Source organism: Patescibacteria group bacterium (assembly GCA_041662665.1).
Taxonomy (GTDB): Bacteria; Patescibacteriota; JABMPQ01; order JABMPQ01; family JAQVVF01; genus JAQVVF01.
Map to the genome: position 1 here is coordinate 417814 of JBAZSC010000001.1, position 22498 is coordinate 440311.

General features: G+C 31.6%; 25 protein-coding genes. 22 read left to right on the forward strand and 3 right to left on the reverse strand.

Annotation, left to right across the window (positions count from 1 at the left end; genetic code table 11):
* Positions 1 to 83 precede the first annotated feature (83 nt).
* Positions 84 to 596: a hypothetical protein gene (locus WC663_02150; GenBank protein MFA6296127.1), complete on the reverse strand. Its 513-nt coding sequence runs from the start codon at positions 594 to 596 to the stop codon at positions 84 to 86.
* Between the two features lie 201 nt (positions 597 to 797).
* On the opposite strand from WC663_02150, the gene WC663_02155 reads away from it, so the two are divergent.
* The 8 genes from WC663_02155 to WC663_02190 all read left to right on the forward strand — a co-directional run bounded on the left by WC663_02155 (position 798) and on the right by WC663_02190 (position 9251).
* The gene (locus tag WC663_02155) at positions 798 to 1232 is read left to right on the forward strand and encodes a hypothetical protein (protein MFA6296128.1); all 435 of its coding nucleotides are present in this window, start codon (positions 798 to 800) and stop codon (positions 1230 to 1232) included.
* 88 nt (positions 1233 to 1320) lie between these two features.
* Positions 1321 to 1626 (forward strand): hypothetical protein, encoded by a 306-nt coding sequence (locus tag WC663_02160; protein MFA6296129.1) that lies wholly within the window; start codon positions 1321 to 1323, stop codon positions 1624 to 1626.
* Positions 1627 to 1892: 266 nt separating this feature from the next.
* A complete protein-coding gene (locus WC663_02165; GenBank protein ID MFA6296130.1) occupies positions 1893 to 2930 on the forward strand; it encodes a sigma factor-like helix-turn-helix DNA-binding protein in 1038 nt (345 codons plus the stop codon).
* A gap of 88 nt (positions 2931 to 3018) precedes the next feature.
* Positions 3019 to 4308 (forward strand): hypothetical protein, encoded by a 1290-nt coding sequence (locus tag WC663_02170; GenBank protein ID MFA6296131.1) that lies wholly within the window; start codon positions 3019 to 3021, stop codon positions 4306 to 4308.
* A gap of 26 nt (positions 4309 to 4334) precedes the next feature.
* A complete protein-coding gene (locus tag WC663_02175; GenBank protein ID MFA6296132.1) occupies positions 4335 to 5834 on the forward strand; it encodes a type IV secretion system DNA-binding domain-containing protein in 1500 nt (499 codons plus the stop codon).
* Between the two features lie 74 nt (positions 5835 to 5908).
* The gene (gene mnmA, locus WC663_02180; protein MFA6296133.1) at positions 5909 to 7039 is read left to right on the forward strand and encodes a tRNA 2-thiouridine(34) synthase MnmA; all 1131 of its coding nucleotides are present in this window, start codon (positions 5909 to 5911) and stop codon (positions 7037 to 7039) included.
* A gap of 80 nt (positions 7040 to 7119) precedes the next feature.
* Complete coding sequence (locus WC663_02185) at positions 7120 to 7326, forward strand: hypothetical protein (GenBank protein MFA6296134.1); 207 nt, start codon at positions 7120 to 7122, stop codon at positions 7324 to 7326.
* 113 nt (positions 7327 to 7439) lie between these two features.
* Positions 7440 to 9251 carry an alanine--tRNA ligase gene (locus tag WC663_02190; protein ID MFA6296135.1) on the forward strand — a complete coding sequence of 604 codons (1812 nt, stop codon included), beginning with the start codon at positions 7440 to 7442 and terminating at the stop codon, positions 9249 to 9251.
* 22 nt (positions 9252 to 9273) lie between these two features.
* Here WC663_02190 and WC663_02195 read toward each other — a convergent pair whose 3' ends face one another.
* The gene (locus tag WC663_02195) at positions 9274 to 9681 is read right to left on the reverse strand and encodes a hypothetical protein (GenBank protein ID MFA6296136.1); all 408 of its coding nucleotides are present in this window, start codon (positions 9679 to 9681) and stop codon (positions 9274 to 9276) included.
* A gap of 87 nt (positions 9682 to 9768) precedes the next feature.
* On the opposite strand from WC663_02195, the gene WC663_02200 reads away from it, so the two are divergent.
* From WC663_02200 to WC663_02265, 14 genes are all read left to right on the forward strand, one after another.
* On the forward strand, positions 9769 to 10245 hold the full coding sequence (locus WC663_02200; GenBank protein MFA6296137.1) for a GNAT family N-acetyltransferase: 477 nt from the start codon (positions 9769 to 9771) through the stop codon (positions 10243 to 10245).
* A 247-nt stretch (positions 10246 to 10492) separates the two neighbouring features.
* The gene (locus WC663_02205; GenBank protein ID MFA6296138.1) at positions 10493 to 12586 is read left to right on the forward strand and encodes a chitobiase/beta-hexosaminidase C-terminal domain-containing protein; all 2094 of its coding nucleotides are present in this window, start codon (positions 10493 to 10495) and stop codon (positions 12584 to 12586) included.
* A 170-nt stretch (positions 12587 to 12756) separates the two neighbouring features.
* On the forward strand, positions 12757 to 14022 hold the full coding sequence (locus tag WC663_02210) for a cell division FtsA domain-containing protein (GenBank protein ID MFA6296139.1): 1266 nt from the start codon (positions 12757 to 12759) through the stop codon (positions 14020 to 14022).
* A 78-nt stretch (positions 14023 to 14100) separates the two neighbouring features.
* Complete coding sequence (locus tag WC663_02215; protein MFA6296140.1) at positions 14101 to 15741, forward strand: hypothetical protein; 1641 nt, start codon at positions 14101 to 14103, stop codon at positions 15739 to 15741.
* A gap of 173 nt (positions 15742 to 15914) precedes the next feature.
* On the forward strand, positions 15915 to 16142 hold the full coding sequence (gene infA, locus WC663_02220; protein MFA6296141.1) for a translation initiation factor IF-1: 228 nt from the start codon (positions 15915 to 15917) through the stop codon (positions 16140 to 16142).
* 79 nt (positions 16143 to 16221) lie between these two features.
* Positions 16222 to 16335, forward strand: a complete 114-nt coding sequence (gene rpmJ, locus WC663_02225; protein ID MFA6296142.1) for a 50S ribosomal protein L36 — start codon at positions 16222 to 16224, stop codon at positions 16333 to 16335.
* A 51-nt stretch (positions 16336 to 16386) separates the two neighbouring features.
* Positions 16387 to 16776: a 30S ribosomal protein S13 gene (gene rpsM, locus WC663_02230; GenBank protein MFA6296143.1), complete on the forward strand. Its 390-nt coding sequence runs from the start codon at positions 16387 to 16389 to the stop codon at positions 16774 to 16776.
* A 7-nt stretch (positions 16777 to 16783) separates the two neighbouring features.
* Entirely contained in the window at positions 16784 to 17179 is a 396-nt protein-coding gene (rpsK, locus tag WC663_02235; GenBank protein ID MFA6296144.1) for a 30S ribosomal protein S11, read from the forward strand.
* Between the two features lie 87 nt (positions 17180 to 17266).
* Positions 17267 to 17890, forward strand: coding sequence for a 30S ribosomal protein S4 (gene rpsD, locus WC663_02240; GenBank protein ID MFA6296145.1), 624 nt, complete (start codon positions 17267 to 17269; stop codon positions 17888 to 17890).
* Positions 17891 to 18028: 138 nt separating this feature from the next.
* The gene (locus WC663_02245; protein ID MFA6296146.1) at positions 18029 to 18988 is read left to right on the forward strand and encodes a DNA-directed RNA polymerase subunit alpha; all 960 of its coding nucleotides are present in this window, start codon (positions 18029 to 18031) and stop codon (positions 18986 to 18988) included.
* A gap of 44 nt (positions 18989 to 19032) precedes the next feature.
* Positions 19033 to 19383: a 50S ribosomal protein L17 gene (gene rplQ, locus WC663_02250; protein MFA6296147.1), complete on the forward strand. Its 351-nt coding sequence runs from the start codon at positions 19033 to 19035 to the stop codon at positions 19381 to 19383.
* Positions 19384 to 19413: 30 nt separating this feature from the next.
* Positions 19414 to 19806 carry a 50S ribosomal protein L13 gene (rplM, locus tag WC663_02255; GenBank protein MFA6296148.1) on the forward strand — a complete coding sequence of 131 codons (393 nt, stop codon included), beginning with the start codon at positions 19414 to 19416 and terminating at the stop codon, positions 19804 to 19806.
* Complete coding sequence (rpsI, locus tag WC663_02260) at positions 19793 to 20260, forward strand: 30S ribosomal protein S9 (GenBank protein MFA6296149.1); 468 nt, start codon at positions 19793 to 19795, stop codon at positions 20258 to 20260. Before rplM ends, rpsI begins: the two co-directional genes overlap by 14 nt.
* 104 nt (positions 20261 to 20364) lie before the next feature.
* Positions 20365 to 20856: a hypothetical protein gene (locus WC663_02265; GenBank protein MFA6296150.1), complete on the forward strand. Its 492-nt coding sequence runs from the start codon at positions 20365 to 20367 to the stop codon at positions 20854 to 20856.
* Between the two features lie 191 nt (positions 20857 to 21047).
* On the opposite strand, the gene WC663_02270 is transcribed toward WC663_02265, so the two are convergent.
* Positions 21048 to 22478, reverse strand: coding sequence for a PEGA domain-containing protein (locus WC663_02270; protein ID MFA6296151.1), 1431 nt, complete (start codon positions 22476 to 22478; stop codon positions 21048 to 21050).
* Between the last annotated feature and the right edge of the window lie 20 nt (positions 22479 to 22498).

Here is a 22498-nt window from a genome sequence, read left to right on the forward strand (position 1 = left end):
ACGCTCCGACGCTCTCAAGCTCCCACGTTCCCACGTTCCCAAATAAAAAATCCTGTCAAGATAACAGGATCAAAAAAGTGCGACTAAAAGAGCTGGATAGATTCTCCATGTAGAATGGCATCCAAGACATTAATCTGATGCGGTTCCAGCCAAAAACACGTAATAATATTTTGCTCGCGAACAACAAAAATCAAATCATCAAATCTATAATATCTAACATCATTCTCTAGCCTTGGGTTGCCTGAAGTTTCTTGCTTCAGATACAATTCCGCCATGCCAGAAATTTCAACGGTTTCATCAGAATAAAATAGTCCGATAACCATGAGCGCAACAGTAGAAAGACATAGAATTCCATTCTCTGCATAAAAGCGATCAAAAGCTTTCAAAGCTTCATGGTATTTCTTATCAGCAAACATTCTTGAAAAATAATTCTCTTGAGCCGATATTTTGATCTTCAAGGAAGCTGAAACAATATGATCAGGAGACTTAAAAAAATCGTAGTAACTAAGATCAGGAATTTTTAGTCTTCTTTCAACAAAGCGCTCAATACAATGAACGCTTACTGTTAGGGTATTCACTTTGCTTGGGGAGCACATTTTCTTGCCCTCCTCTGCTGTTTCTTGTCTAGGGAACAATAAAATATAATATAACTTTTTAATTAAAAAGTCAAGCTGTTTACTAAAAAAATATTTTATGATATTATCAAATAAAGAAGAGTATTCGCATAATTCGCATATTTGCAACATTTGCATTATTCGTATATTCGTATTATATTTTTAAAATAAAACAAAAAAAATATGAAAGATTTCTTTCCAAAAGCGTTCCGTATTTTCATGGTAGCCGTCATTTTAGTTGGTGGTGCATTATGGTTAGATTATGAAGCAAAAAAAGACACCAAGGAGCAATCAGCTCTGGGCAGTATCATTAAAGCTTATAAAAATTTTACGCAAGCTGATAAAAAAGTTGCAAAGAAAAAAAAGAAGAAAAAGAGCACTAAGACAAATACTGAAAAAACTTCAACAAATACAGCAAATCCTGAGCCTGAAAAAACAACAACCAAGAAAAAGACTGAAAAAACAACGCAAACTACAGAGAATGCCACAACGCAAGATACTGTAACAGCCCCAAAAGATACAGGAGGCTATATCGATGATTCAATCAAAGAAAAAGCTAGACAAGAAGCTTTGAATGCAGCTAAAGAAATTTATAATCAAACTTCCACTCAACAATAAAATGTGAATTAAGAATAACGAATTATGAATTATGATAATTTATTATATTTCTCATTTTTTGTTCTTAATTCTTAATTCTTAATTCTCTATGTTGATAAAATTTAATAAGCAATTTTCGCAAAACGCATTAACATTAATGCGCAAAATTGGATACCAACCTTGGCGCGATCCAAGATCAAAAACCAGTAGTTTTATCAGACATCCTGGAGCTTCATATTATCCTCGTTTTCATGCATATCCAAAATACGATCAAGATAATAATTTTATGATTGACCTCCATTTTGATTGGCGCAGACCAATGCACAAAATTGGCATCAAATCTACAGAAGGCGAAGAAAGCGAAGTTGTCCAGCAAGAAGTTGACAGAATCAAAAGCATATTAGACAAAATATAAATTAATTAGATTTTTAAACAGCAATAACGCTGTTTTTTTATGCTTAATTGTTCAATTGTTCCATTGCTAAATTGTTAACGTCAAAAGACACTTAACAATAGAGCAATTTAACAATTTAGCTTGAAACACTTGACACCACCAAATATAAGTGCTAAATTAATATGAATAGCAAAACTTATTGACAATTCTGTAAATTTATGCTATACTTAAATAACAATTAATTAACTTCATTAATATAGTTGATTTGACTATATTAAGCCAAAATTATGACTAAGATTAACGAATTTAACCCAACTAAAGACATTCTAGAAATGCTTGATGGTTTGAAAAAAAGAACCAAAAGTATTTTAATCAAAAGATTTGGTTTGGGAGAAGATTATAAAATGACATTGGAAAGCATTGGTTCTACTTACAAAATCACTCGTGAAAGAGTCAGACAAATTGAATCAGTAGCTTTAGCAGAATTGAAAAAATCTCCTAAAATTGCCGGATTAAACAAATATGAAGCAATGTTAGAAGATTTACTCAATGAACATGGCAAAATCATGGAGCATAATTTTTTGATGTCAGAATTCAGAAAAAAATACAATTTAGATCCAATTCATAATAATGCTATTGAATTTGTTTTAAAGGTTTCTTCAAAATTTAATTCAATCAAAGAAAACGAAGAAATCAAAAAAACATGGTCACTAGTTGATGCTAATTTAGATTATTCTAAAAAAGTTATTAATTCATTTGTCTTAAATCTAGAAGGCAAAGGCAAACCAGTTTTGGAAAATAATTTATCAAATGGTTTTGAATTAGAAATCAAAGATAGCAAAACATTAGTTTCATATTTATCATTAAGCAAGAAAATCTTAAAAAATCCATTCAATGAATGGGGTTTGTCAAAATGGAGAGAAATTGTTCCAAAAGGCGTCAAAGACAAAGCTTATATTGTATTAGAAAAATTCAATAAACCAGCTCACTTTACAAAAATTACTGAGCTTATTAATTCTGCAAAATTTGATACAAAAACAGCTATTCCTCAAACAGTTCATAATGAATTAATTAAAGATCAAAGATTCGTTTTAGTCGGCAGAGGTATGTATGCTTTGAAAAAATGGGGTTTTCAACAAGGAACAGTTGCTGAAATTATTGAAAAAGTAATTATTGAATCTGGTAAAACTTTATCTAAAGAAAATATTATCAATAAAGTGCTAGAACAAAGATTTGTAAAAAAGAACACAATCGTTTTAGCTTTACAAAACAAACAAAGATTCCAAAGAGTTAACGGTTTATACTGCTTGGCAGGAAATAAATAATAGTATAAAATATAATTATTAAGTTGTTTATTGTTTATAGCTAAACAATATAAATTTAGTTAATCAATTTTTAAAATAAAAAAATAAAATGAATGGATTACCGCCAATTGATTTTTTTGGCCAACTGCGTGATTTTTTCAGCACGTTTGGTTTTGTTTTTGTCCATGCCTGGTGGGCGATTATTTTAGGTTTAATTTTCTTAGCCTATTACGCTTTTTATCGCATTCAAAATAATAAATTCTTAGCTGGCGTTGAATATGTTTTGCTTACTGTATCTGTTCCAGCTGATAGCGAAAAAAGTCCAAAATCAATGGAACAAGTTTTGGCAGGATTCCATGGCATTTATTCTCCTCCAAACTGGTCTGAATTTTGGATCTTGGGAGAACAACAAGCCCAAGTTAGCTTAGAATTGGTCGGTATCAATGGCCAAGTCAGATTTATTATCAGAACACCTGTCAAACTTCGTGATGCTGTTGAAGCTCATATTTATGCTCATTATCCAGATGCTGAGATTTTTGAAATTGAGGATTACGTTGATGCAATTCCAGACAAATGGCCAAATGAACAATACGAACTTTTTGGCACTGATTTTAAATTAATGATGCCAGATTCATATCCTATCAGAACATATATGCAATTTGCTGAAGAATTTGATAAAGGATTCATTGATCCAATTTCTGCTTACACTGAAGTTATGGGAAAATTAAACGAAGGCGAACAGATCTGGCTTCAGATAACAATTAGGCCAGTTGATGATGCTTGGAAAAAAGAAGGCGAGAATATTGCCGCAAAACTTATTGGAAAAAAAGTTGATATTCCTGAAGACTTTTTCAAAAAAACAGTCGTTAAAGGCTGGCACAATGTTTTAAGCGCTACTGATGCTATTTTGCAAGTTCCAGCAGCTGAATTAAAAGAACAAAAAAGAGAAGTTGAATCTTTAATGCAATATCTATCTCCAGGCGAGCAAGATGTTGTGACTGCTATTCAAAGAAATATCGCCAAAGTTGGTTTTGAAACAAAATTTCGTTATATTTATGTTGCCAAAAAAGATGTATATCAAAAAGGTCGCGGAGTTGTTGCTATTTTAGGCGCTTTAAAACTTTTGCATACTCAAAATCTCAATTGGTTTTGGTTAGATAAACACACAAAGACTAAGCTTGATTATTGGAAATTTAGAATTCCTAAAAGACAAAAGAAAATTGTTAGATATTATAAAGAGCGCGATATGGATGCCGGAATTCCGCCATGCATATTGAGCATTGAAGAGTTAGCTACTTTATTTCACTTTCCTTATGTTTCTGTTGAATCTCCTTCTGTTATCAGCGCATCAGCTAGCAAAGCTGAAGCTCCAAGTAATCTGCCTGTTGGAAGGCAATAGAAATTTAATTGTTAATCATTATTTTTATGGCTAATAGCGATATTTCGAATTTTGCAACTACCAATTACCGCAATAAAAAAGTAGTTTTCGGTATAAAAAGAGATGACAGAAGAAGGCACATGTATGTTATTGGAAAAACAGGTATGGGCAAAACAAACCTTATGGAAAATATGGCGATTTCTGATATTCATGCCGGAAATGGACTTTGTGTTGTTGATCCTCATGGTGAATTCGCTGAAAAAATGCTCGATTTTGTTCCTGCAAATCGTATTAATGATGTTATTTATTTTAATCCTGGAGACATGGATTTCCCAATTGCATTTAACGTGATGGAAAATGTTAATCCTGCATACAAACATTTGATCTCTTCAGGACTTATCGGTGTTTTCAAAAAAATCTGGGCAGATTCTTGGGGCCCTCGTCTTGAATATGTTTTAAGAAATTCTATTCTAGCTTTGCTTGACTATCCAGGTTCAACAATGTTAGGCATTATGAGAATCTTAGTTGACAAAGAGTATCGTAAAAAAGTTATTGAAAAAATTCAAGATCCAGTTGTCAAACAATTCTGGGTTGAAGAATATTCAAAATATCCTGACAAATTTCAAGCAGAAGCAATCGCTCCTATTCAAAACAAAGTTGGACAATTCTTATCCATTTCTTTAATTAGAAATATTGTTGGCCAATCAAAATCAACAATAGATATGCGTGAAGTAATGGATAACAAAAAAATTCTAATTCTTAATTTAGCAAAAGGCCGAGTTGGTGAAGATGCCTCAGCCTTATTTGGTGCAGTTATTATTACTAAGATTCAATTAGCTGCAATGTCGCGCGTTGATATTCCAGAAGAGGAAAGAGCAGACTTTTATCTCTATGTCGATGAGTTTCAAAATTTCGCAACTGAATCTTTTGCTGATATTCTGTCAGAAGCTAGAAAGTACCATCTTAATTTAATTATTGGCCATCAATACATTGGTCAGCTAGAAACTGGCGGTTCTACAAAAGTCCGAGATGCTGTTTTTGGCAATGTCGGAACAATCGCTTGTTTCAGAGTTGGAGCAGCTGATGCAGAATTCTTAGTCAGCGAATTTGAGCCAATATTTACAGAAATTGATTTAGTTAATTTAACCAAATATAATATTTATTTGAAATTGATGATTGATGGTATTGCTTCTCAAGCTTTTAGCGCTACAACTCTTCCTCCTTCCAAAAAAATCGAGGGACATAAAGAAAAAATCATCAAAGTTTCTCGCGAACGTTATGCGCAACAAAGAGAAATTGTCGAAGATAGAATTTCAAAATGGTCAGAAACAATTGTCAGAGATGAAGCAACAATGCCACAAGCCAGATATTTTCCAAAGAAAAGAACTGAAAGTTCAGAGCAACAACAAATACATCAGCCATTTAAAAAAGCATTTAGCGAAATTTTGAAGGGTAAATTACAGGTAGAAGAAAAAAAACCGCAAGAAAAACCGCAAGAAAAACCAAGAGAAACATTAAAGCCAGGACAAGTAATCAAAATGGATTAATATATATTTTTAGCCAGGAAATTTCCTGGCTTTTTGTATTTACAAAAAATCAAAAAAAATATATAATATCGCGTATGCAAAAACATGTCATTTGCGCCATGTCTGGCGGAGTAGATAGCAGTGTCGCAGCTGCTTTACTTAAAAAACAAGGTTATAAAGTAACCGGTGTTTTTATGCGCTTTTGGCATGAAAAGAATAATAAAACTTGCGCAACGAATAGATGCTGTTCTCAAGACTCATTTGATTCTGCAAGACTCGTTTGCCAGAAATTAGGTATTAAATTATATTCTTTAAATTGCGAAAAAGAATTCAAAAAATATGTTGTTGATTATTTTTTAGATTCTTTCAAAAAAGGTTTAACACCAAATCCATGCATTGCTTGCAATAAATATATAAAATTCGGATTTTTTTTTAGAAAACTTCTCGAGTTTGACGCTGATTATCTTGCTACAGGACATTATGTTAAAGTCAAAAGTCAAAAGTCAAAAATTAAAAGTAACAATTCAAAAGTAAAAAATAAATTAAAAATTAAAAATAACTATCTGCTACTTACTGCTAAAGATAAAAACAAAGATCAATCATATTTTTTGTATAATTTAAATCAAAAAAAGTTAGCCAAGATTTTATTTCCAATCGGAAATTACTTAAAGCCTGAAGTTAGAAAATTAGCCAAAAAATTTAATTTGCCAACAGCCGAGAAAAAAGAATCACAAGAAATTTGTTTTATTAAAGAAAAAAATTATCATGATTTTTTAAAAAGAAACTTAAAAAAAATTAAGCCTGGAAAAATTAAAACAGTTAGCGGGCAAACAATAGGCGAACATCAAGGCTTATGTTTTTATACTTTAGGTCAGCGAAAGGGAATAGGATTGGGTTTAGAAAAAACTTTTTATGTCGCCAAACTCGATTTTAAGCACAATATTTTAGTTGTCACAGATAATCCAAAAGACAAGCTATTATTTAGTAAAAATATTAAATTAAAAAATTTAAATTTAATAGGGGAAAGACCGTCTCTCCCCTATTCTTGTCAAATAAAAATTCGATCACATGCCTCGCCTGTTTTAGGAAAAATAATTAAAATAAATAAAAATGAAGCCCATATTTCCCTATCTTCTCCTGCACGTGCAGTTATGCCTGGACAATCAGCAGTAATTTATAATAAAGAGGTTTTAATTGGAGGAGGCGTTATTGCAAAAACAGAGTAGCTATTGTAAAATAGTAATTAGTAACTAGTAATTTGTTAATTCGTTTCTAGTTACTAATTACGAATTACTAATTACAACATATGTCCGATTTTTCCGATCCAAAACGTCAATTGCAATCAAAAATAGACGATCTTCACGATGACATTGACGAGCGAGAAAAAGAGCTTAAAGAAATTGATTTGCAATTAAAAGATTTATCAAGAAGAAAAGAACTTTTAGAAGCCGAACTAGAAGAACTTTATGCTACGGAAAAAAGATTGCAACAAGAAATCAGCCGGCCGGAATAAAAAAAATCACAAATCCCAAATTCCAAACAAAATCCAAATTACAAAGTCGACGATTTGTTGTTTGTGGTTTGTAATTTGTTTGCGATTTGGAATTTGTAATTTTAATTTCACGTATGACATCTCAAGACCTAATCAACAAATACCTAGCTTTTTTCAAAAGCAAAGGCCATCAAATCATACCAGGCGCATCGCTGATTCCAGAACATGATCCATCTGTTTTATTTACAACTGCTGGAATGCATCCATTAGTTCCTTTTTTGTTAGGCGAAAAACATCCGCAAGGAAAAAGATTAACAGATCTTCAGAGATGTTTAAGAACTGTTGATATTGATAATGTCGGTGACAACTGGCACTCAACTTTTTTTGAAATGCTTGGAAATTGGTCTTTGGGCGATTATTTTAAAGAAGACGCAATCAAGTTTGCCTACGAATTTTTAACAAGCAAAGAATACTTAAATATTTATCCTGGTAAATTATCAGTTACAGTTTTTGCTGGCGATAATGATGCGAAAAAAGACGAAGAAGCGATAAAAACTTGGCAAAATTTAGGCATTCCAAATGATAGAATTTATCCGCTTCCAAAAGAAGATAATTGGTGGGGACCAGCAGGTGAAGTTGGTCCATGCGGACCTGATACCGAAATTTTTTATGATACAGACAAAGAAAAATGTTGTGATGATTGCAAGCCAGGCTGTGGTTGTGGAAAATATGTTGAAATCTGGAACTTAGTTTTTATGAGCTATAACAAAACAAAAGATGGAAAATTCTTGCCATTAGCCCAAAAAAATATTGATACTGGCATGGGTGTTGATAGAACTTTAGCTGTACTTCATACTTTTGATAATTCTTATCAAACAGAATTATTCAAGCCAGTTATGGATTTATTGGAAGATAAATTATCTGGCCATTCTCAAGATTTTAACAATGTTACAAAAGACCCAATTAAATCAAAAAGAATAATTGCTGATCATATTAGAGCTTCTGTATTTTTATTGATGGATGGAGTTACTCCTTCAAATCTTGATCAAGGCTATATTTTGCGCCGATTAATTAGACGCGCAGTCCGTCATGCCAAATTATTAGAAATTAAAAAAGAAGAAAAAGTAAATCAGCAAATTGCTAATTTATTTATAAATATTTATAAAGCCAGATACCCAAAATTATTAGAGCAAAAAGATTTTATTATAAAAGAATTGCAAGATGAAGAAGATAGATTTGAAATTTCTTTAGCAAAAGGTTTAAAAGTTTTTGAAAAAATAACGTCATGTAGAGACGATGCACCGCATCGTCTCCGAGACAAAAAGATTAGAGGTCTTGATGCATTTCATCTTTATGACACTTATGGCTTTCCAATTGAAATGACCAAAGAATTAGCCAAGGAAAAAGGATTTAGTGTCGACGAAAAAGAATTCGGTTTAGAATTTGTAAAACATCAAGCATTATCAAGAAAAGGTGCAGAGAAAAAATTTAAAGGAGGCCTAGCTGACCATTCAGAAATAACAACAAGACTCCACACTGCAACTCATCTCTTGCATCAAGCATTACGCCAAGTGTTAGGCGAACAAGTTCAACAAAAAGGCAGTAACATTAATCCAGAACGTTTGCGCTTTGATTTTAATTATGATCAGAAAATGACGCCTGAACAATTGCAACAAGTTGAAAAAATAGTTAATGATCAAATTAAAAAAGGTTTAGAAATTAAAATGGAAGAAATGTCTGTTGACGAAGCAAAGTCAAAAGGCGCAATTGGTTTATTTACAGAAAAATACGGTGATAAAGTAAAAGTTTATTCTATAGGCGATTTTTCCAAAGAAATCTGTGGCGGTCCTCATGCAAAAAACACAAAAGAACTACATCATTTTAAAATAAAAAAAGAAGAATCAAGTTCTGCTGGAGTTAGAAGAATCAAAGCAATTTTAGATTAAAAAAAGACTTGCTGAACAAGTCTCAAAGAACTTTTTTGTGAAGCTCAAAAACCTTTATACATGGTACAGACACTGGAGAACGTGACAATATAGCAAGACGAGAAAAACTAAAAATTTCACTCAAGAGATGATCATAAACATCACCGCTAGCAGGAATTTCTTGACGGATTTGTTCGGGGCTGCTATTTTCAACATACGAAATTTCCGTGCAGGAAAAACCATGTGAATTCGCGAACCAGTTCAAAAGCATTTCTGCATCAGCGAGAATTCCTACTCGCAACTCAAAACGAGAAGACTGTCTGTCAGGCCAATTAACCTGTTGTCGATCTTTATCCGTTAAAGTTAATGCAGCAACAGAACAATTAATCGCAGATTTTACGTAAGGTAGAATAGTAATAATTACGAAGTCACCGTCTTGTAACTGCCTCATCTCCTCCCTCCTTTTCTAGGGTGCGAGAATATTATCACTCAAATAAGAATAGAATATCAATGATAAATTGTCAATTCAATAACAATTATGATAATTGAAAAACTTCAAGAAAAAAATATTAAAGAATTTTGCGACTTGGCACAAAGAATAATTTTAGATTTGTCATATTATTCAGACATTGCAAAGAAAAATTATGCAAAAAGTTTTGAAGTTAAAGAGATACAAAATAAAATAAAAAACGAAAATAAATTATTTTTGAGTGCTAAAAATAATAACAAAATAGTTGGTTTTATGTACGGATTTTTTGATAATACCGGACTTTTTTGGATTGAATGGATTGGAATTAATGAAGAAAATAGACGCAAAGGAATTGGCAATGAGATTCTAAAATTTTTGATAAATTACTTAAAAGAATCAAAAAAAGTACACAAAATTGTTTGTGATATTAGAACTTCAAATTTGCCTTCACAAAAATTTTTTGCAAAAAATAAATTTAATAAAATTGCACTTCTAAAAAATTTTTGGCACAAAGAAGATTTTGAAATTTGGGAATTAACATTATAATAAAAAAATATGTCAATTGATAGTGAGCCAACAGCTCCAAATCCAGAGCAAGAAGGATTAGCTCAACTGATCCGAATAATATTTTAAGAACAATCAAAGATGGTGCCAGAAGTCCTCTATATTGGTCAAGACATGTTGCAGAAGCGATGTACGAAAAAGTAGCTGAAATTATATTAGAATAAATATTTAACATAAAAAATAAAACGTGTTATAATATTTTTGTTAAATAAAAATTTATATAAAACAAATGAAAAAATTATTATGTCTTAGTGCGTTGATTTTTTGTCTTACCGCGTTTTTAGGTTTTAACCAAGCAAAAGCTTATACTTTTGACAACAGCGTGCAAGGGAAAGTTTTTTGGACAAGCATAACTTCGGGTGGTTCAGATAGCTATGGTAGAGCATTAGCATTAGACAGAGAACATTATCCACATATCTGTACCTACTCATCTGAATCAGGTACTCAATACCTTAGGCATTCTTATTGGAATGGAACAACATGGATAGTTGATACAGTTGATAGCTCCGCAACAGCAGATTTTGGAAAATATTGTTCTATTGCTGTCAATCAAAATACGGATGTTACACAAATAAGCTATTATTCTGGCACAGCTGGACATGTGCGTTATGCTACTAACGTTTCAGGTAGCTGGGTTGCAACAAATGTTGATACAACTGCTGATGATACTGGACTATATACTGCTATAGCTTTAGATACATTTGGCGATGCGCATATTTTGTATAGAAATGTCACAGATACTGATTTAATGCATGCTACGAATGCAGGTGGCTCATGGACGACCGAAAAATTACCAAATGCAGGGGATAATATTGGTTTTTATAATGCTATTACCATAGATTCATCAAACAAAATTGATATTGCTTACAGAGATAATACAGATAGCAAAGCTTATTATAATAACAAATCATACGGTGGAAATTGGAGTAATCCAGCCACAGAAGTAGGTTCAGCATCTGCTTCAGCAATTTCTATTTCAAAATCTTCAGACAATATCGTCAGAATTTTCTATGTTGCAGGAGGAGAAACGCTAGAAATGGCATCTCAAAATGGCGCGTCTTGGGATATAACAAATTTAGTTCTAAAATCAAGTACATCTGGCCTAGCAAACTCCTCTGGAATCTATGACAGCGCAACAGGGGCACATGCAGTCACGGTAGATGGCGTCGAATCCTTTACATATTATGTCAACTATCTTAGTCAATCTGGTATCGACGTGCTTAGTAATACAGCCGTTAATTCAACTGCAATTGACTTTTACAATGACAATGCATTTATAACATATGTGGGACAAACCTTTGTCCTCCTCGACTCCGTCAACCCCGACGTTTCAAGTTTTCAAGCCCTCCGCACAGGTTTGTCAGTTGCATACACTTTCACAACTCCTGACTATGCAGAAATGGGTGGCTCAAAATATTTTTGCATTGACGAGACAAATACTTGCGATCCAGCAACAGGTACTGCAATTTCATCTGCTTCAACTTCAGGGACATATACTTTATCAGGCAATTCAGCAAATACTTTTTACATCAGAATTAGTGATTGGGCTCAGAATCTAAGCGTCATTCCATACAATACAGATTCAACAGCTCCAGTTACAACAGCATCATTAGCTAATGGAACTTTCAATGATACCAAGACTACAACATTAACAGCAACAGATTCTCAATCAGGAGTTTCAGCTACTTATTACACTTTAGATGGCACTGATCCAACAACATCTTCAGCAGTTTATTCAGGTACAATTACAATTTCAACATCAAAAACTCTAAAATATTTTTCTGTGGATAATGTTGGAAATGCAGAAGCAGTAAAAACAAATACTTACACCATTACGCGTTTAATCAAACAAGACAAAAAATTAAAAATTTCCAGTACTAAACAAGGCTTTACATATACTGGAGTCGGATTAAATTTATATTTTACAAGCTTACCAGCAAAAGTTACCAAGAATAACAAGTATTGGTTAAAATGGCATAAATATAATAGTTATCCAACTAATTGGGCAAATGCCAGCAATAAGACTTTAAAAAGATACTGGAAGTTAAATGATAATACTTCTAAATTGAAAACCAAATTCAAAATGAAAATTGCTTTCAAATACACAAGTAAATTATTAAAAGCTCTAAAAAAGAAAAATCCAGGCATTAAGAAAAAAGATCTTCGATTACAATATTTTGATTCAACAACAAACAGCTGGAAAAACATCGCCAATGCTTGGCCGAAAGCAAAGATACTTGCCAAAACCAAAAAGAATATGATTACAGTCAAATATTTCAACAAGTTTCCTAAAAAAGAATTCTTATTTGCGATTGGATTGTAAATTTAAAGTAAGTTTTTTCACTTGTTAAAATATGTTATAATAGAACCATAGATATTATTTTATATGACATAATTTTTGAGTCTGGTGATTCGTCGATTCGCATATTCGTAGATTAGCATTAATTTGCTTCTAAGGGCGCAAATTAATTTCGTATATTTGTATTATATTTTATGGGATTTCTAGATAAATTCTTTCCACAAGAAAAACAAAATGGTAATTATGCATTAGCTTTAGATATTGGCACCGATCTTGTCAAAGCTTTGATATTTGAAATAAAACCTGAAGAGCAAAGAGGTTATGTTATTGGTGTTGGCCGTCAAAAACAAAAACTTAGCGACATCCATGCTGGAGCAGTTACTGATATTCAAGGCGTTGTCAGATCAGCAGAAAAAGCAATTGAAACAGCAGAAAAAATGGCAGATGTAAAACCAGACCAAGTTATTCTTGGTATTGCTGGTGAATTAGTAAAAGGCATTACAACTAATGTCCATTATGAAAGAAAAAAACCAAAAGTAAAAATTGATTTTCCAGAATTAAAAAATATTTTGCAAAAAGTTCAGTGGCAAGCTTTCAACAAAGTCCGCAAACAACTTTCTTGGGAAACAGGCTTAGATGAAATAGACGTAAAATTAATTAATGCAGCAATAGTTGATGTCCGAATTGATGGTTATAGAATTGCCAATCCAATTGGTTTTCAAGGCAAGGATGTCAGTATTTCAATTTTTAATGCCTATGCTCCATTAGTGCATTTAGGAGCTCTAGAATCAATCTCAACAGATTTGGAAATGGATTTGTTATCAATAGCAGCAGAGCCATATGCAGTTGCTTCTTGCCAAGATCTTGAAGATTCAAAAGAATTTTCGGCAATCTTTATCGATATTGGTGGTGGAACAACTGATGTCGCAGTTGTCAAAAATGGCGTTTTAGAGGGCACAAAAATGTTTGGTCTAGGCGGAAGAGCTTTTACAAAAAGATTAGCCAATGAATTAAAAGTAAATTTTTCTGAAGCAGAAGAAACTAAACTAAAATATTCCAAGAATTTATTAAAACAAGATCTAGTAAAGCAAGTCAAAAAAGCTTTAGATTCAGATTGCCAAGTTTGGCTATCTGGCGTTGAATTAGCTTTATCAGAATTTGATAATATCGATCATTTACCATCAGAAATTTTATTATGCGGTGGTGGTAGCGCATTACTTGGTATTAAATCCGCTTTACAAAGTGAAGACTGGATCAAAAATCTGCCATTTACCAAAAAACCAAAAATAAATTTTCTAAAACCTGCTGATGTTACAAGTATTGTTGATAAAACTGGCTTATTAAAAAGCCAACAAGATGTGACCCCAATGGCTTTAGCAAATTTAGCCTTAGATTTAGCTGGAGAAGAAGAGCCTTTGCAAGGAATTTTACGCAAAGTTGTAAATATGATGCACACCTAAAAACATTTAACTATTAACACTTAACATTTAACGATTTTTAAAAAATGTTAATTGTTAAAAGTTAATTGTTAACTGTCTATGCGCCATATCTATCTCGAAGAAGATGATGAAATAATTTCCGTAATTGATAAAATAAAAAACGTTCAAGATAGCAACGTTGAGTTAGTATTCCCAAATAAATCACCTTTGATTAGAAGTATTGTTAACTTAAAAATATTAAAACGCCAATCAGACATTTTGAAGAAAAATATTATTGTTGTTTCAACAGACGAGATTGGCCAAGTTCTAGCAAAGAAAGCAAATCTACAAATCAAATCCAAAGTAGATGATAGCCAAGATGAAGACCAAGAATCACAAGTTTCTGATGTTCCTAAAAATGGTCCTGTTTTTAAATCATACAAAGAAGAAGAATTATTAAAGAATATTAAAAAATTAAAAAATCAAGAAACTCCAGAAGTAAACAAGCCAGATTATAAAGAAATATCTAAAGATTCAAAAAGAAAACAAATTGAACTTTTGAAAAAAAAGTTTTCAACAAATCAAAAACCAAAATTTGTTTTGTTGCCGTCAAAAATATCAAAAATAATTTTAGGTTTTTTTGGCGTTTGTTTAGTTATCGGCATTATTGCAATTATCTTTATCTTGCCAAAAGCCCAAATTATCTATTCACCAAAAACAGAACCTTTTACTCATACCTTAGAAGCAACATTAGTTCAAGGACTTAGCGAACCAAATATTGCCGACAAACAAATTTCTTATGAACTTGCAACAATTGAAAAAAGTAGTGACGAAGCAAATTTTAATGCAAGCGGAGAAAAAGATATTGGTGCAAAAGCAAAAGGACAAATTACAATTTACAATAAATATTCTTCAGAGCCACAACCATTAATCGCAACAACAAGATTCATGGGAAATAATGGCAAAATTTATCGCTTAGCTAACGATATAAATGTTCCAGGCGCCAAAATCGATGAAGGAAAGACTATAGCCGGAAGTATTGATGCTACAATTGAAGCTGATGCTTTTGGCAGTGAATATAATTTAGAAGCAGGTGCTTTTGCAATTCCTGGTCTAAGCTTAGATAAACAGCAAGCTATCTATGCAGAAACAGTTTCCGCAATAACTGGAGGAGAATCAAAAAAAGTTACTGTCATAACTTCCGATGATTTGAAAAAAGCAAAAGATGATTTACTTGCAAAAGTTAGTCAAAAAATAGCAGAAGAATACAAAACCAAGATCCCAAATGACAAGATAATTATTGATGGTGCAATTAAAAATGAAATTCTTGATTCGAAAACATCTGGTGAAGAAAATAAAGAAATGAAAGATTTCAAGATGTCTGTATCTGTAAAAAGTACTATTCCTTATGTTTCAAAAAATGATTTGCAAAAAATAGTTTTTGCTGATGCCAATAGTTTCTTGCCAGAAAATAAACAATTGCTTGATGAAAATTTAGACAATGGAATAAATTACGAAAGTATTTCACAAGAAGAAAATAAAATAAATGTCAAAATTTCTTTGAACAAAAAAATGTACACAAAGATTGATGAGCTAGAAGTAAAAAATAATATCGTTGGCAAAAAATCGCAAGAAGCAATAGACTATATCATGACCAATCCTTATGTTTATAAAGCTGAAGTTAATTTGTGGCCATTCTGGGTAAAGAGAGTTCCGCGCATCAAAAGTAAGATCAATATAAGCGAAAAAGAGCTTGACTAAGCTAAAATAAAAAAAGTCCCAAAAAGTCATTGACATTAATAAAATTACGATATATAATTAACCTAAATTAGTGCAGCACTAACTTAGTTCTGACGGTTTCAAAAATACTGTCTAGCTGCTGAGGTTTTTGTTTGTAATCGTTAGATTTAAATTAGTGCTGCATCATATCTTTTATGTCTAAAAATTCGCAGCGCAAAGAGATTATTGAAATGACTGGTAAAGTTGTAGAGACGTTACCAAATGCCAATTTCAAAATTAAACTTGAAAATGGCCATGAGATTTGGGGCTATGCTTCAGGCAAAATGAAAATCAATTTGATTAAACTTTTGCCAGGAGATAAAGTATTGATTGAATTGAGCCCATACGATTTATCAAAAGGTAGAATTACTAGAAGACTGTAATTGACGGACAATTAACTTTTAACTATTAACACTTAACTTTATGTTAACTGTTAGTTGTTAACTGCTAAAAAAATCAATCATGAAAGTAAGAGCATCAGTAAAAAGAATTTGTAATAAATGTAAACCTGTTCACAGAAAAGGCAGAATTTATATTATTTGTGAAAATCCAAAACATAAACAACGCCAGGGCTAACTTTTGATTTTGACGTTTTATTTTAGACTTTAGACTTTTAACTAATAAAATATGGCTAGAATCGCTAGTATCACAATTCCATCAGAAAAAAGAATAGATGTCGCTTTGACATATATTTATGGTATTGGCTTGAATCTTAGTAAAAAGGTTTTAAAGACAGCTAATATTGCTTGGAATAAGAAAACTAAGGAATTAACGACTGACGAAATCAATACATTAAAGAATCTTATTGAAAAAAGACACAAGGTTGAAGGTGATTTGCGTCGTGAAAAAATGCTTAATGTTAAAAGATTAAAAGAAATAAACTGCTATCGCGGCACTAGACATGCTAGAAATCTTCCTGTTCGCGGTCAAAGAACAAAGACCAATTCTAGAACAGTAAGAGGTAATGTAAGAAGAACAGCTGGTAGTGGCAAGCGCGCTTCAGCAGAAAAGACTTAAAAAATTTATGGCTAACACATTTACTAAAAAAAGTGCAAAGAAGAAAGTAGTCCGCAAAATTAGCAAGGGTCGTGCTTATATTGCATCAACTTATAACAATACCCATGTTTCTTTAACAGACTTAAATGGAAATGTTATTTCTTGGAGCAATGCTGGAAAATTAGGCTTTAAGGGCGCAAAAAGATCTACTCCTTATGCTGCAACTGAAATTGTTAAAGATGCTATTACTAAAGCAAAACCAACAGGCATTAGCGAGATTGATGTATTTGTTCGAGGTATTGGTGGCGGACGTGAAGCAGCAATCAGAGCTTTATATTCAAATGGTTTAAATATCGTCTCTATCAAGGATATTACTCCAATTCCACATAATGGTTGCAGACCTCCAAAAGTAAGACGCGTTTAACAGTTGAATTTAATCTTAAATTAAATAAAAGAGATTAGAAAAACTTTCTCAATATCCAATTTCTAATTTCCAATTTCTAAATCTATTATGCTATACAAGAAATGCAAAAAATGCCGACGTTATGGTGAAAAACTTTTTTTGAAAGGTGATCGTTGTTATACGCCAAAATGCGCAATAACAAGAAGAAACTATGCTCCTGGAATTCATGGTGATACTGGAAAGCCAAAGAAAATGTCTGAATTTGGTACTCAACTTTTTGAAAAGCAAAAAGCTAAAAAGATTTATGGACTTCGTGAAAAACAATTCAAAGGTTATTATCAAAAAGCTAGCAAGCAAAGAGGTGTTACTGGTGAAAAAATTGCTCAATTACTAGAAACAAGATTAGATAATATCGTTTTTAGATTAGGTTTCGCAAAGTCTAGGAATTTAAGCCGTCAGATTGTTAATCATGGACATGTTTTAGTTAATGAAAAGCCAGTTGATATTGCTTCTCATCAACTAAAAATTAATGATGTTGTCAAGATTAAGAACAAATCAAAAGCTAATAAATATTTTGTTAATATTCCAAAATCGATTGTAAAAGATTCTATTCCTCGCTGGTTAGACGTAAATCCAAAAGAATATTCTGGAAAAGTTATCGCAATGCCAAGTCTTGCTGATATGGATCATTCAATTGGCATGAAGCAAATTATCGAATCATATTCAAAATAATTAATACATTTTTTTTATTTTTCTGCGTCTTCTGCGTTCGATTCTGCGTAAGTCTGCGTTCATATTTGAACCGCAGAAAAAGCAGAATATAACGCAGAAAGCGCAGAATATATTTATAAGCATTTAATTATAATTTTTATGGAGGAAATTATCATACCATCAAAGATTGCTGCCCTAAAAGAAGAAGATAATGAATCTACTATTGTTATTGAGCCATGTTTTCCTGGATACGGTCTTACTTTAGGCAACGCATTAAGAAGAATTTTACTTTCTTCTCTTAAAGGTGCTGCAATTACTGCTATTAAGATTAAAGGTGTTGATCATGAATTTACAGCTATTGAACATATCAAAGAGAGCGTTATTGATATTATTTTGAATGTAAAGAAAATTAGAGTTAAATCATTCTCAACTGAGCCTGTTAGAGTAAAATTATCACACAAAGGCGTAGGCGAAATTACTGCAAAAGAAATCAAAGCTACTAGCGATATTGAAGTTATCAACAAAGATCAAAAAATTGCCGAAGCTACAAGCAAAGATGCTAATTTTGAAATGGAATTTGTTATTGAACAAGGAATGGGTTATTTACCAGTTGAACAAAGAAATGGCAAAGATCTAGAAATCGGCATGATCGCAGTTGATGCTATTTTTTCTCCAGTTATTGCTGTTGGCTACAAAGTTGAAAGTACTCGTGTTGGACAAAGAACAGACTTTGACAAACTTATCTTAAATGTAAAAACAGATGGTTCAATTTCTCCTTTAGACGCAATTGCAAAATCAGCAAAAATTTTAGTTGACCAATTCTCAATATTAGCTGGTAAGGAAATGATTGAAAAGAAAATCAAAGAAGGTAAAGAAGAAAAAGAACAGCCAGCAGAAGAAAAAGAAGAAGCAACTACAGAAGCAGGAGAAAAATTAGTTTCCGAATTAAAATTATCAACAAGAACATATAATTCATTAGATAAAGCAAAAATCAGAAAAGTTAAGGATTTGATCAAAAAATCAGAAAAAGATTTATTAGAATTAGAAGGCTTTGGCGAAACAGCTTTGAAAGAAATCAAAAAAGAATTAAAGAAATTAGATTTAGATTTAAAAGCGTAATATTTTATTTTTAATTTTAGATTTTAGACTTTTAATTAACAAAGATGCGACATCTTAAGAATACTAAAAAATTAGGACGTGATAGAGCACAACGAAAAGCTTTGAAAAAAATGTTAGCTTCATCTTTAATTTTGCATGGCAAAATTCAAACAACAGAAGCAAAAGCATCTTTTGTCAGACCTTATATCGAAAAGATAATTACTGCTTGCAGAGAAAAAAGTTTAATTTCGAAAAGAGCATTAAATCAAGATTTAAATAGCAAAGCAGCCATCAAATTCAGCAAAGATTTAGCAATAAAATTCGCTGGCAAAAAAGGCGGTTACACAAGAATCACAAAGTTGTTCACTCGCAAAGGCGATAATGCTAAAATGGTATTACTAGAATTAATTCAATAACAGTTTATTAGTGAAATATTAGTGTATTATATGAAAACATTTATTCCAGAATCAAAAAATATTAAGAGAGAAAAACATATTCTTGATGCTTCAAAAGAATCATTGGGAAGATTAGCAACAAAAGCTGCTACTTTTTTAATGGGCAAACACAAAGTTGATTATACTGCTCATTTAGATATGGGAGATTTTGTAACTGTTATTAATTCCAGTGAAGTTATTTTGACTGGCAACAAAATGGAAGATAAAAAATATCATCATTCATCTTGGTATTTAGGAAATTTAAGAACATTTTCTGCACAAGAAAAATATAATAAGAATCCTAATTTTTTGATTAAGAACGCAGTCAAAGGCATGTTGCCAAAAAATAGGCTTCAAAATGCTAGATTAAAAAGATTAACATTATTCACAAATGACGGAAAATAAGAAACCAGAGACAATTAAAGAAGTTGCTAAAGAAGTTATTCAAGAAAAACAAGCCGGCGATTTAGCTGGAAAATATTATTATGGAACAGGCAGAAGAAAAAGAGCTATTGCCCAAGTCAGATTATATCGCGGTAATGGAAAATTTACTGTAAATAAAAAAGAATTAAAAGTATATTTCAAAAATGCAGATTTAAGAGATATTATTTTAGAGCCATATAAATCAGTTGGTCAAGAAGGAAAATTTGATACAACGGTTAAGGTTTTAGGTGGTGGATCAAAAGGCCAAGCTGAAGCAGTTAGATTAGGAATTTCAAGAGCCTTAGTTGTCAAAAATCAGACTTACAAAGTTCCTCTAAAAAAATCAGGATTCTTAACAAGAGATCCAAGAGAAACAGAAAGAAAGAAGCCAGGTTTAAAGAAAGCAAGACGCGCTCCACAATGGGCAAAGAGATAAAAAAATATTTGGCCGCGGGATTTATTCTCGCGGTTTTTTTATTTTCTCTTGAAAAGAAAAAGAACAATAGTATACTTATATTAGCTCTTTGCAGGAGGAAAACGATGAAGCCAAGTAAAGGATTCAACGCTCCATCAATGTGTAGAACTTATCTACGCGAAGATCAGAATCAACATAAAAATGAAGATGACTTGAAACAGAGATTGTATAACAGTATTAGGAAAATCTTGGGCATCAATATTTCTGACCAAGAATTAATGCAAAGCATGAAAAAACTGTCTGCAAGATCGCAACGAGAAAATATGATTCGTCATGTTCGACCGGCACATCAAGAATCTTTAAGACGTATTCAAGATCTAGACCTTATCAAAGAAACGTACCGCAATCTCAACACTGAACTCACAGACGAGCAAGCAAGTATAGTTAGAGACGAATTATTAGATAAGTTTTTACCTGGTTGGTTAGATGACCGTTTTGATTCGTTGGGTTTTTTCTGGGCAATGGATTTGTTGCCAGCATGGTATTCTACAAAAGAACGAATGGCAAAAGTTTTAGATATCGATCTTTCAAGGTATCCACCACTTGAATCAGCCTAGGCTGATTTTTTTTATACTTGTCAGCCGAAGTGTCAAAATATTTTTTTAAGATAAAGAATTTCAACAGTAAAAGAAAGAATTCGTAAAACAAGTCCAAACAAAAACGAAGGCTGACAAAAAAACTGCATTTCAGCAGTTAGTAATCTGTGTATCTGTGTCGCATCTGTTAAATATCTGTATAAAATCTGTGGCTAGAATAAACTATCGTCTTCCGAAATTCTAGCTTCGAATAAAGTTTTATCAGGATTTAAAAATATTAAATTTTCGCCTTTCAAGCCAATTGCAAAATTTGAAACATTAAAATTATTAAATGTGTACGAATTTTTAGTGCTTCTTTCATCTAATTCAATCACATTTAATTTGTCATCAATATTATATAAAACATGCTCAAAATCTGAATACCAAATCGCTTTATCAATTCTTGTCTGAGATCTGGCAATCAAATTTGCATTATTTACTTTATATTCATTATGAATCAACGGAATTTCAGATGAACGATTTACTAATTCATAAAACCACATCTCAACATCATTATAATATAATAATTTGTTTTCTTCTTCGCTCCAAACAAAATCTCTTGGGTTATCAAAAATTTTTGTTGCTGAAAATTCATTGCTGCCTTTTTTTTGTTTTGTTAGATACAAGACATTATTTTCTAGCTTAAATGCAACTGCATTTTTTAATCCTACTTTAATTTCCGATGTTTTTAAATTATCAGGATTTTCTACAAACAAATTATCAGCTCCTAAATTATTTTCATTTGATCTTTTGATGACATATTTCTCATTTTCAAATTTTTCCAAAAATACATAATCATTTCCAATTGCATAATCAAATACAGAAGTTGAAGCAACAGATGGTATTGAAGACGAATCAGCATTAAAGCTATATAAATTATCATTATAAATCCAATAAATTAAGCTATCATTTTGCATTGACCATTTTGGATTTAAAATATCAAAACCAAAAACATTATTTAAATTTATGACTTTTTCCGAATTAGCAATCATATAATTCTTTATTGCTGATGCTTCATTCCAAGTAAAAAAAGTATATCTGCCATTTAGCGATACTTGTAAATCAGAAAATTCTGCATTTTCATATTTTGAGCTCTCTTCTTTTTTTGGAAAAATTTTTGTTAATTTTGATGAATCTAAATCGTATTCAAAAATGCCTTTTTTGTCTTGTTGATTGCTTGACAAAAATATTTTTTTCTCGTCAGGCAAATACTTAAAATTATCAAATGTTTGTTCTTTAGATAAAGATTTTAAGCTTGGATTTTCATAAAATAATCTAACATGACTTGCCCAATTTACTTTGCCACTTTTCACAGGTAATGTTTTCTTCCAAGAAAAAAAGTTTTGTTTTTCAATTCTTATTTTATAATTTTTCGGAGTCAGTGAAGAAGCTTTGAATGGAGTGCCATTATCAACAAATTTATTATTTAAAAAGACATTAACACTTTCTGGTTGCGATTCAATAACTAGCATTCCAACTTTTGTAATCTCAAATTTTTTAAAATCAAAACGAAAGCCCATAGAATAGAAAACCAAAAATGGTGCGAGTGTAATAAAAATGCCAATAGCTAAAGATAATAAAATTTGTCGATGCAATTTTCTCATATAATATATTAATTAAAAAA